Source organism: Coleofasciculus sp. FACHB-712 (assembly GCF_014695635.1).
In the GTDB taxonomy this organism is placed as follows: Bacteria; Cyanobacteriota; Cyanobacteriia; order Cyanobacteriales; family FACHB-T130; genus FACHB-T130.
The window spans coordinates 1-11,919 of the sequence record NZ_JACJOQ010000043.1 but is presented as its reverse complement, the minus strand read 5'-3'; the positions used below and the strand labels follow the sequence as shown (position 1 = coordinate 11,919).

Annotated in this window: 9 protein-coding genes and 1 pseudogene; 2 read left to right on the top strand and 8 right to left on the bottom strand. The window is 48.6% G+C overall.

The features are described 5' to 3' along the window. The coding region (locus tag H6F50_RS00820; RefSeq protein WP_277879306.1) for a CorA family divalent cation transporter at positions 1–372 on the top strand (372 nt) is incomplete at its 5' end. A 189-nt stretch (positions 373–561) separates the two neighbouring features. Next, positions 562–1,227 carry a hypothetical protein gene (locus H6F50_RS00815; protein ID WP_190425235.1) on the top strand — a complete coding sequence of 222 codons (666 nt, stop codon included), beginning with the start codon at positions 562–564 and terminating at the stop codon, positions 1,225–1,227. Positions 1,228–1,374: 147 nt separating this feature from the next. On the opposite strand, the gene H6F50_RS00810 is transcribed toward H6F50_RS00815, so the two are convergent. The 8 genes and pseudogenes from H6F50_RS00810 to H6F50_RS00775 all read right to left on the bottom strand — a co-directional run. Further along, a complete protein-coding gene (locus H6F50_RS00810) occupies positions 1,375–2,211 on the bottom strand; it encodes a J domain-containing protein (protein WP_190411709.1) in 837 nt (278 codons plus the stop codon). Between the two features lie 107 nt (positions 2,212–2,318). Beyond that, positions 2,319–3,281 (bottom strand): cysteine synthase A, encoded by a 963-nt coding sequence (gene cysK / locus H6F50_RS00805; RefSeq protein WP_190411710.1) that lies wholly within the window; start codon positions 3,279–3,281, stop codon positions 2,319–2,321. Positions 3,282–3,404: 123 nt separating this feature from the next. Next, complete coding sequence (locus tag H6F50_RS00800) at positions 3,405–3,842, bottom strand: Rrf2 family transcriptional regulator (RefSeq protein WP_190411711.1); 438 nt, start codon at positions 3,840–3,842, stop codon at positions 3,405–3,407. Between the two features lie 243 nt (positions 3,843–4,085). Beyond that, positions 4,086–6,107, bottom strand: a complete 2,022-nt coding sequence (locus tag H6F50_RS00795) for an iron uptake porin (RefSeq protein WP_190425232.1) — start codon at positions 6,105–6,107, stop codon at positions 4,086–4,088. A 197-nt stretch (positions 6,108–6,304) separates the two neighbouring features. Next, positions 6,305–8,362 (bottom strand): iron uptake porin, encoded by a 2,058-nt coding sequence (locus H6F50_RS00790; protein ID WP_190425229.1) that lies wholly within the window; start codon positions 8,360–8,362, stop codon positions 6,305–6,307. Between the two features lie 199 nt (positions 8,363–8,561). After that, positions 8,562–10,700: an iron uptake porin gene (locus H6F50_RS00785; protein WP_190425226.1), complete on the bottom strand. Its 2,139-nt coding sequence runs from the start codon at positions 10,698–10,700 to the stop codon at positions 8,562–8,564. A gap of 179 nt (positions 10,701–10,879) precedes the next feature. Then, entirely contained in the window at positions 10,880–10,963 is an 84-nt protein-coding gene (locus tag H6F50_RS00780; RefSeq protein WP_347275959.1) for a hypothetical protein, read from the bottom strand. A 680-nt stretch (positions 10,964–11,643) separates the two neighbouring features. Next, positions 11,644–11,919, bottom strand: a pseudogene (locus tag H6F50_RS00775) (photosystem II D2 protein (photosystem q(a) protein)); the annotation flags it as partial.

Here is an 11,919-nt window from a genome sequence, read left to right as displayed (position 1 = left end):
TGTGAAGAAGTCCGAATTTATCTAAGAGACTGTTACGATCATGCGGTTCAAGTAATGGACATGGTGGAAACATATCGAGAACTATCCTCTGGGTTAATGGATGTTTATATGTCCTCGGTTGGTAACAGAATGAATGAAGTCATGAAGCTTTTGACTGTGATTTCCAGTATTTTTATTCCCCTCACTTTTGTTGCTGGAATCTACGGCATGAACTTTAATACAGAAAAATCACCATTCAATATGCCGGAACTAAACTGGTATTTGGGCTATCCGCTTTGCTGGGCATTAATGATAGCGATCGCATCTGGTTTAATTTACTTTTTCTGGCGGCGCGGCTGGTTTGATAATTTTTCCACAGTTAAGGATGACTAGCATCATGTTCATAAATTACTTTTCTTATAGCCTGTAATTTTTTGCTAAAAATTAATGGGAGACAAAAATTTTTGTTTTTAATTACTTAATTCTAAAGTACAAATAAGTAAGTTTCTTTTTTCTCAAGAAATAAACTTTGTAATTAAAAACTTTCCCCAATTAACAATTACCAATCACTAATTACTAATTTTGGATGACCGCAATTTATTCATCTTGACTGTCTACATCATCTGTGTCACCTACGTTTTATACCGAGTTTTTAAATCGGTAGATAGAAATCAAGTGATAGTCCATCTCGATCGAGAATCCTTAAATGGACAACTGGAAGCACAAAATCTAAGAGATCGCGTCGATATCCAATTTAAGCTGGAAAAGCGATACCAACTAGATCGACTGCGCGAACTATCGATCCAGATTGACAATAAATCTGCGGAGCATTCAATTGACGTAGACTGGGATCGCAGTTCGCTGACAGATTTCGACGGGCGATCGCGGCGAGTGATTCGCCTGACGCCCAGCATGATTCTGGATCTCTCCCAGCGTCAAGTTTATAGCTTCATTGGATCTGGAAAAATTCTTAAAGAAAAAATAACTGTTGAAGACGTTCTCCAGCGCGACTTGCAAACCGATGTTTTGAAAATCTCAGCGTCCCTTTTTGATCCATCCAAACTCAAAAAACTCTCTAGTCCTGAGAGTACGCTGCACTTTTCTCTAACGCTGGTGCTGCATTTATTTAGGTCTACGAGTGAGACGGGCAATTCCGTTACTCACATTTTGTCTTGTGACTTTACAGTTAAAAAAGCTCCTTGGACAGATGTAATGCGTTGGAATCCCAGAGAAACAACTAAAAAATAAAAATTGAGAAATTCTTAAATTTTTATTTTTGTTTTGGGCACTGGGGAGGCTTTACTTTCATCCAAGCCCCGTTACCACAGTAGGGGACGGTACAGAAAAAGCCCCTACTGGTAACGAGAAAAAAAGCTAGTTTTTAATTTTTAATGGTTAAGCAATGTCTTTGACTGCGTATTGCGCTTCGCAGCGCAAACCAGTGGCAATTCTAAAAAGTTCTTGACCTGTGTGCAGGTAGCCTTCATCATAGTTGAGCGTAAAAAGTTCTAACTCTTCAATGCCATCTGCTACTTGATTGAGGCAGTAGTAAAGGTGAACTGCTGCGCCAGCAACATTGGCTGGATTAGGCAAAGAACGAAAAGCCAGCTGAGCTTGTTTGAGATAGTTACGACACTCTTTCAGGTAAGCCTGAAATTGTTCCATCAGTTCATCATCAAAAGGATCGGCTGAAAGTTGGTCTAGTTGGTCTGCCAGAGGATTGAGAATGCGACAGATCAAGCGATTGACCGGCACATAGACTTTCTGAAGCCATTGCTCCAGTTGTTCGTCGGCATCTATTGCTGTCTGTCGATGCGCGTAGTATCGGTTTTCAGCGTTGGCTTGCTGTTGTCGATGCGCGTAGTATCGGTTTTCGGTGTCGGCTTGCTGTTGCCGCTGCGATCGCGCCGAAGCATCGGCTTGCTGGTATCGCTGCGATCGCGCCGAAGTATATGTCGCTGATGATTCGGCTCGTCGCGACGGATGATTGTTAACAGATTGTTCGTGTCTCAGGCGATCTTTGAGCAGCATCTGGTCATAAGACTGCCGCTGTTGAGGGTCGCCCAGTATTTCGTAAGCAGCATTAATCCGGACAATTTGCTCGTGGTTTGCTGTTTCGCGATTACCATCTGGATGAAACAGCTTCACTAGACGCCGGTAAGCTTGCTTGATCTGTACCGGAGTCGCTGCGGGACTAATATCAAGGGTGTCGTAGTGAGTGGAATCTGTCATGGAAATAGCTTTCTGTCAGAGGCATGAGTCATTAGTAGGTAGAGGTATGACTAATGACTCATAGCTCATGAGCTTTTAACTAATGACCACTAACAGTTACTGTAGCGTCAACCCAGCACAGCTGGCACTCGCGGTTCTGGATCTTGGAACAGGGGTGTACTTAAGTAGCGTTCTCCAAAGCTAGGCTGCACCATGACAATCAATCGCCCCTCATTTTCGGGGCGCTGAGCGACCTTGATGGCAGCGTAGAGGGCAGCACCCGTGGAAATGCCGGAAAGCAGTCCTTCTTCACGAGCAAGACGACGACCGTAGGCGATCGCATCATCATCTGTCACCGCGATTACCTCATCAATCAGCTCAACTTTCAGCACTTGGGGAATAAACCCAGCACCGATGCCCTGAATTTTGTGGGGGCCAGGGCGTCCGCCGGACAACACTGAGCTACTGATGGGTTCGACGGCGATCGCCTGAAAACCCGGTTTTCGTGGTTTAATTACCTCTGCCACACCCGTAAGCGTGCCGCCAGTGCCCACTCCAGCGACCAGGATATCCACCTGCCCGTCCGTATCCTCCCAGATTTCCTCAGCAGTGGTTTCCCGGTGAATCTGGACGTTGGCTGGATTGCTAAACTGTTGCAGCATATAAGCATTAGGCGTGCTGTCAACAATTTCTTGCGCCCTACGAATGCAGCGGCTCATCCCCTCAATGCCAGGGGTCAGTTCCAGTTCTGCTCCATAAGCCCGCAGCATCGCCCGTCGTTCTGTACTCATCGTGTCTGGCATTGTCAAGATCAGCCGATAGCCCCTGGCTGCTGCCGCCATCGCTAGAGCAATACCCGTATTCCCAGAAGTCGGTTCCACTAAAATTGTTTTGCCTGGGTGGATCAACCCCTGCTCTTCTGCCGCATTAATCATACTCACCCCAATGCGGTCTTTAACCGAGGCAGCTGGGTTCATACCCTCCAATTTCACCACGATCCGAGCCAAACAGCCTTCCTCTTGGGGAATGCGGTTCAACTGTACTAAAGGCGTCCGACCGATTAATTCTGTAATGTTTTGAGCAATCCGCATAGATTTTAGTTTTTTTCTTGGTTATGAGGAGTCAGAAGTCAACATCAATCATTAAAAAGTGCAAAATTGAAAATTAAAAGAAGCATACTTCATGTTTAATTTTTAGTTTTCAATTTTTAATTTTTAAATGTAATACATGATGTCTAGCTGACGCCTAGAATCCCGTTTTTCTGCTAAATCTTGAAGCGTGTATCCTTGTAAGACCGAATTAGCTGTTTGATGTACTTCCTGCCAGATTTCCTCTACCACGGCACTTTCTACCGTTTTGGAAGTGTTGTTGTTCTCAGAAGGTTTGGCATCCAATCCTTCCAGGCAACTCACAACTTCTAAGAGCGTAATTTTCCAAGGTTCCCGCGACAGCAAATAGCCTCCCTTTGCTCCACGTTGGCTACGCACTAAACCGCCACGCCTCAATGTCGCCAGCAGCTGTTCTAAATATCGATCGGGGATATTTTGTTGAGCCGCAATCTGCCGAATTTGTAACGGTTCGTTGTCGTTGTAGTGACACGCTAGCTCTAACAGAGCCAACAGCGCATATTCTGTTTTACAGGAAAGTTCCACAAGCTTGAGATCGAGTGTGAGGGATCGTCTATTCCAGTATACCCCGGTTCTCCACCGGAGTTTGCCGGTTTAAGCATTCGGCAATAAAAAAGCCCCGCTAATACGGGGCATAACCGGGTTCGCAAAATTTACGACACAAAAGCTGGGAGCAGGGGCTCAAGGGAGAAGAGGGACAGAGGGAGTAATCACCCCTTACCCATTACCACCTGTCCTAGCAATGTGCGGGCTACTACTTCCGTCTCCCTAGAAGCTGAACGTTGTTCTGAGCGTGCCAATAACGGCATCTTCGTTATCGTCATTTTGGTTGGGAGCGGTAATCCAGATGATGCCGGGAGTCACGGAGATGTTATCCGTCAGCTGGTACTTGTAGAATCCTTCGAGGTGATAAGAGAGATCGTTCTTAATCCCGACTGGGCTGCCTTGAACTTCAAGACCTGCCAAGTAGGGTTCTACACCTGCAAAAATTCCCAGGATATTCCCCCGCTTACCCAAATCGGGGAAAGCCACACCTAATCCGTAGTACCAGACCTCGCCTCTGGTACTATTTTCAACCGCGCTAATATCAGTCTTACCAACGAAGCCGCTCAGGGAGAATCTGTCGCTCAGTCGTAAGGCAGCCTCAAGACCATAGGAGTTAGTGATCAGTGCGGTATCCCTAGCCAGTACTAATGGAAACCGAGCGCCTGTTCCAGTTGCAAGAGTTGGATCGTTAGCTCCGAGAGTACCTGTTACCGGCCTACCGCCAGCCGATCGCGGACTTCCACCAAGGTCGAAAATCCCGTCACCCGCGTTATGGTAGCCGTGGACGTAGGTGGCAGCTAAGCCCAAGCGATCGCTAACTGTAAAATTCAGTTGCGCCAACGCCGAATAGTCTCCGTTGAATAGACCAAAATCACTGGTTCCGCCATCAGGTCTGGTAAATGAGCCAGGATTATTGCCATTATCTGCCAAGTAACCCAGGCTCAAGGAAGTAGGACCGAGAATCGGTGCTGTACCTACACCGAGCCTGATCCCGATACCGGCACCGCCACCGATTCGATAAATAGGACTCTGCTGAGCAAATGACGAAAGTGCGGCGGTACCTCCGTCTCCGTCATAAAAGTAAGGGTTGAGGACGGGAGCGTAGTCGGCATGAATTCCTCCCGCAGCGGCAATGTAGACTTTGGAAGCTCCAAAGGGAAACTCATACGCCAGCCAATCTAAAGCGATATCGTTGTTGTTACCGGGATTAAGGTCAAAGGTCTGGTTGCCCTCGAATGAACCATTAGGTTGAAAAGGTGTAGTGTTACCAGCCGCAAGACGGGTGTGCAAAACATCTCGACCCGTGAAGCTGGTTTGGAAGTCTAAACGAACGCGATCGCCAAAAATGGTATTAGTGTCCTCGCGATCGCTAAACTCGTCCGTGACAGCGAAGATCGCTTCACCCACCAATTTGGTGGTTGTCGAGAACTGATGGTTTTCTAGGAACGTCACCCGTCCTTCCAGGTTATCTACCCGCGTCCGGAGGGTTGCCAGTTCTGCCCCAAATTCATCGATCAGCCGTTGCAGCGTTGCCAAATCTTCTTTGGTAACGAAATCTGCTGTAGACGCGGCAATTAATTTTTCGATTTGCAGCAAACAAGCGTTCAAACCTGCCGCAAATTCATAACGGCTCATTGCCCGGTTGCCCCGATAGGTACCATCTGGATATCCTGCTATACATCCATAGCGTTCTACCAGGCTTCGCAGTGCTTCGTATGCCCAGTCTGTTGGTTCCACGTCCGACAGTTGGGAGACGTTGGTGACTTGGCTTTGGGAGTTATTTCCTTCCTGGCTGTAGCGATTGATTTGTTCTAAAACGCTGTTGTTGCCAACCGTATTCCCTGCTGGAGCTGTTTGAGCCAGCTTTGAGTCGGCAGCTGGCACGACAGGCAAAGATGTGCCTTCAATCGTTTCTACCCCTAGTGCTTGAGCTGAGTCGGCGGTTGCTGGCTCCTGGCTGGGTGCGACTGCCAACTGTTCTGGCGCTTCCGTCGCAACAACTTTCTGCTCTAACTCTGACTTCTCAGCGGTAGCTGAAAATACAGGGATTGAGCTGACTGTTGGGGTTTCTGGCGCAGTAGCGATCGCTACTGGCTGCAATTCTGGTAGTGCCTCTACCGTTTGGGGCTGAATCACTTCTTTAGCAGCAGGCGTTTGTGCAGCGATCGCTGCCGATGAAACCACCAATGCTGCCCCCAAAACTGCTGGGCTGAATACCAGCGATTTCCAGATAAATTTAGCCATCTTTCCTCTTTTCCTCACACACACCTTATTCAGAAAGATTGACATCCTTCTTAATTTTTCCAGTCATCCTACCACAGCCCAGAAATTGCATTAGGTAATAAATCATACAAAAAAGCCCCGCATTGAGCGAGGCTTTACTGATTTCATTTCACAATATTAGGCAAGCTATATAACCCAGCCACCTAGCTTTTGTGCCACTAGAAGCTGAACGTAGTTCTGAGCGTACCGATAACAGCGTCGTCGTTAGCTTCGGTTTGACCGGGAGCTGTCAGCCAGATAACTCCTGGAGTAACGGAGATATTCTCCGTCAGCTGGTACTTGTAGAAAGCTTCAATGTGGTAGGGTCGATCCTTACCAACTGGAACCCGAGTACCCTCAAGTTCGAGACTTCCCAGATAGGGTTGGGCACCGGCGAAGATACCCAAAACGTTACCCCTCTTACCTAGGTCAGGGAAGGCTACCCCTAATCCATAACTCCAGACTTCACCATCCCCATCACCAATCACTCTGACGTCGCTATAAGATACAAAGCCACTGAGCGAAACTCTGTCACCCAATCGGAAAGCACCTTGTAATCCGTAAGAGTTACTGACCGTTGGAGTTGGGTCAGTTGCTATACCCAGTTGGGGTGCAACTTGACCAAGTACGGGTCCTATAAGCCCTGGATTATTGGCGAAACCGGTACCAACTACACCCTGTCCTCTGCCACTGTCGAATATCGAGTTGCCGGAACTATGGTAGCCGTGGACGTAGGTTGCAGCCAAGCCGAATCGGTCGCTGACAGTGAAATTTAGCTGCGCCAGAGCAGAATAGTCACCGTTGAACAGACCACCATGCTGATTAATACCTAGTCCAAGCGGTGTGCTATCGGCTGGATTATTGGCATTATCTGCTAGATAACCCACAGTTAATGAAGTGGGACCGAGAATTGGTGCCCGACCGACACCCAGTCTCAGACCAGCACCAGCACCGCCCCCGATGCGATAAATGGGGCTGTACTGAGCAAAGGTTGAGAGTGAGCCGCTACCACTGTCACTGACTCCGTTATAGAAGTAAGGATTCAGAACCGGGGTATAGTCGGAATGGCGTCCTCCAGTAGCTGAGATGTAAACTTGGGAAGCGCCAAACGGGAACTCATACGCCAGCCAGTCTAAGCCAATATCATTGCTGTTGTCGTTGTTGAAACCGAGGTTAAAAGTCTGAGTTCCCTCGAATGTGTCGGGGGTTAAAACTCCCAGGTTCCCAGCGGCGAGACGGGTGTGCAATACATCTCGACCTGTAAAGCTAGTTTGCAGGTCTAAACGTACCCGGTCTCCAAAGATGGTGTTGGTGCCACGGTCATCGACATCCACATCCAAGTCGCTAACGCTAATATCACCCGTAAACGAGTCCGTGACAGCAAAGATCGCTTCACCCACCAGTTTGGTGGTTGTCGAGAACTGATGGTTTTCTAGGAACGTCACCCGTCCTTCCAGGTTATCTACCCGCGTCCGGAGGGTTGCCAGTTCTGCCCCAAATTCATCGATCAGCCGTTGCAGCGTTGCCAAATCTTCTTTGGTAACGAAATCTGCTGTAGACGCGGCAATTAATTTCTCGATTTGCAGCAAACAAGCGTTCAAACCCGCCGCAAATTCATAACGGCTCATTGCCCGGTTGCCCCGATAGGTGCCATCCGGATATCCTGCTATACAGCCATAGCGTTCTACCAGGCTTCGCAGTGCTTCGTATGCCCAGTCTGTTGGTTCCACGTCCGACAGTTGGGAGACGTTGGTGACTTGGCTTTGGGAGTTATTTCCTTCCTGGCTGTAGCGATTGATTTGTTCTAAAACGCTGTTGTTGCCAACCGTATTCCCTGCTGGAGCTGTTTGAGCCAGCTTTGAGTCGGCAGCTGGCACGACAGGCAAAGATGTGCCTTCAATCGTTTCTACCCCTAGTGCTTGAGCTGAGTCGGCGGTTGCTGGCTCCTGGCTGGGTGCGACTGCCAACTGTTCTGGCGCTTCCGTCGCAACAACTTTCTGCTCTAACTCTGACTTCTCAGCGGTAGCTGAAAATACAGGGATTGAGCTGACTGTTGGGGTTTCTGGCGCAGTAGCGATCGCTACTGGCTGCAATTCTGGTAGTGCCTCTACCGTTTGGGGCTGAATCACTTCTTTAGCAGCAGGGGTTTGTGCAGCGATCGCTGCCGATGAAACCACCAATGCTGCCCCCAAAACTGCTGGGCTAAATACCAGCGATCTCCAGATAAATTTAGCCATCTTTCCTCTTTTCCTCACACACACCTTAATTAAGAAAGATTGATATCCTTCTTAATTTTTCCAGTCATCCTACCACAGGCTAGAAATGGCATTAGGTAATAAATCATACAAAAAAGCCCCGCATTGAGCGAGGCTTGACTGATTTTATTTCACAATATTAAGCAAGCTGGATTAACCCAACCGCCTAAATTTTGTGTCACTAGAAGCTGAACGTAGTTCTGAGCGTACCGATATAGGAGTCGTCGCCCTCCCGTTGGTTGGTACCCGTCAGCCAGACGACGCCGGGAGTCACTGAGATGTTTTCAGTCAGCTGGTACTTGTAGAAAGCTTCAATGTGGTATCCTCGCTCGTCCAAATTTCGTACCCTGTTACCCTCAAGTTCCAGATTTGCAAGATAGGGTTGGGCACCGGCGAAGATACCCAAAACATTACCCCGTTTGCCTAGGTCAGGGAAGGCTAGCCCTAATCCATAGCTCCAGATTTCACCATCTCCGTCACCAATCACTCTGACGTCGCTATAAGAGACAAAGCCACTGAGTGAAACTCTGTCACCCAATCGAAAAGCACCTTGTAATCCGTAGGAGTTGCTTACCACTGGAGACGCAGTAAGAATACCCCCAGTCAAAATGTCTCCGACGTCCCCTGGATTATTGGCCAAGGCATTACCAACCACACCCTCTCCGCGACCGATATCGAATATCGGGTTGCCAGTGTTATGGTAGCCGTGGACGTAGGTTGCAGCCAAGCCGAAGCGATCGCTGACGGTAAAGTTGAGCTGCGCCAATGCCGAATAGTCGCCGTTGAACAGACCAAAATCGCTACCGGGGTTATTCGCGGAATCATTATCTGCTAAGTAGCCCACAGTTAATGAAGTTGGACCGAGAATCGGCGCTCTGCCTACACCCAATCTCAGACCAGCACCAGCACCACCCCCGATGCGATAAATTGGGCTGTACTGAGCAAAGGTTGAGAGAGAGCCGTTACCGCTGTCACTCACTCCGTTATAGAAGTAAGGATTCAGAACCGGGGTGTAGTCGGCATGGCGTCCTCCAGTGGCTGATATGTAAACTTGGGAAGCGCCAAACGGGAACTCATACGCCAGCCAGTCTAAGCCGATGTTGTTGTTGTTTTCGTCGCCGAAGCCGAGGTTAAAAGTTTGGGTTCCCTCAGCTGTTGAAATTGCATCATTAATACCATCACCATCTCTATCGCCGATAGGGGTACCAAAGCCGAAAGCCGCGAGGTTCCCTGCTGCCAAACGGGTGTGCAATACATCTCGACCCGTGAAGCTGGTTTGCAGGTCTAAGCGCACTCTGTCGCCGAAGATGAGATTTGTGTTGTCATCGTTATCCCCAAATCCATCAGTGACAGCGAATATCGCTTCACCCACCAGTTTGGTGGTTGTCGAGAACTGATGGTTTTCCAGGAACGTCACCCGCCCTTCCAGGTTATCTACCCGCGTCCGCAGGGTTGCCAGTTCTGCCCCGAATTCATCAATTAGCCGCTGTAGTGTGGCTAAATCTTCTTTGGTGACGAAATCTGCTGTAGACGCGGCAATCAATTTCTCGATTTGCAGCAAACAAGCGTTCAAACCCGCCGCAAATTCATACCGGCTCATTGCCCGGTTGCCCCGATAGGTGCCATCCGGATATCCTGCTATACAGCCATAGCGCTCTACCAGGCTTCGCAGTGCTTCGTATGCCCAGTCGGTTGGTTCCACGTCTGACAGTTGGGAGACGTTGGTGACTTGGCTTTGGGAATTATTCCCTTCTCGACTGTAGCGATTGATTTGTTCTAAAACGCTGTTGTTGTCAACCGTATTTCCTGCTGGGGCGCTTTGAGCCAGCTTGGTGTTTGTCGGTGCTGCCATCGGAACCAACGCGCTGTTGTCTACGCCTAGAGCTTCGGCTGAGTTAGCAGTTGCTGCGTCCTGGATGGGCGTTGCTGCCACCTTAGCTGGTGTCTCTACTGCTGGCATTACAGGTACAGAAGTGTTATCAAGCTTCTCTACCTTTAGCGCTTCTGCCGAGTTGGCGGTTGCTGCATCTTGTATCGGCGCTACTGCCAACTGTTCTGGCGTTTCAACCTCAACTGCACTCAGCGCTTCGGCTGATTTAGCGGTTGCTGAAAACACGGGGGCTGAGCTAGCTTCTGGAGCTTGGGGTGCAGTAACTAACGCCACTGACTGAACTTTCGGTAGGTTTGCCTCAGTCGTTTGGGGCTGAATCACTTCAGAGGTTACGGGCTTTTCAGCAGCGATCGCTGCTGAAGAAAGCACGAGTGCCGCTCCCAAAACTGCTGGACTTACTAGCAGAGATTTCCACATTAATTTAGCCATCTTTCCTCTTTTCCTCACACACACTTTTTCAGAAAGATCTTTCAGAAAGAGTGACAATCCTTCTTGATTTTTCAAGTCATCGTAACACAGATTGGACGGTGCCACCACCTCACCAGCGCCTGAAATGATTGGTATAGCGCTTATTGAGATTTTTCGTGTTATTTTCGGGATGACCTAAGTCACTCTTTAAAAATGACTTGCGCCCTATCAAAGTCTTTTGTTGTCAACCCATCGCTATCATCTGTTGTCAGTGTTAGCGTCACCTTATTGTACAAAATTTCTCGTAGATGATGCTTTGTTTCTATTGAGATGCAGCAACAGCAACTAAGTTGTTAATCTGGGCGATCGCTTCTCCAAACTTTTTTCATTTTCTACTCCTTCCCTGGCTAACTTGATAGCTGATCCATGCTTTGTTAATTGCCAGCTCGCTGAGTATCTACGCCATCGCCTTCCTGAAAAAAAGCCCCTAAAAAACTATCCGCCCCCACGGGAAGCGTTTTGGTATCACCATTACACTCAATGTGAGGGCGGTCTAGCGGGTCTTCAAATTAGCACCAGACTGTCGGAAGGAACTCCAAATACCAGCCTAGCTCTTTCAGCCTTTAGTTAATCCCACCAGGGGATTAAAACCGGCTTTTAGAGAACAGCTCCGACGCTCAGCCGGTTAACGCTAATTTGATGACCCATAAATTTACTACTATCACTCATGGGCATCACCTCCTTGTTGCCTGAACGGTCTAATTCTCAAAAGGAGTAGGGGAAAAATCGCTAAGGATTCATTCCCTTCATTTAGATTAGCACAGGCTAGAGCAGATGTGGGCTGGCTTGAAAAAAAAATACCCCGCGAGTGGCGGGGTATCGTTCAATGAGGAGTGCTGTAGGAGCGGGATCGCCCCGCCCATGCTGAGTTAGAGAAAATTAACTCAATATTTCACTCCTGACATTACAGTGCGTTACCGCGAGGCAGAACCTCTTCAGGGAAGATAAAGTTCTCGTGGGGTTGATCCTGAGGGGCCATCCAAGCCCGGATGCCCTCATTGAGGAGAATATTCTTGGTGTAGAACGTTTCAAACTCGGGATCTTCTGCCGCCCGCAGTTCTTGGGAAACAAAGTCGTAAGCCCGCAGATTTAAGGCTAAACCGACAATCCCAATCGAACTCATCCACAAGCCGGTGACGGGAACGAACAGCATGAAGAAGTGCAACCAACGCTTGTTGGA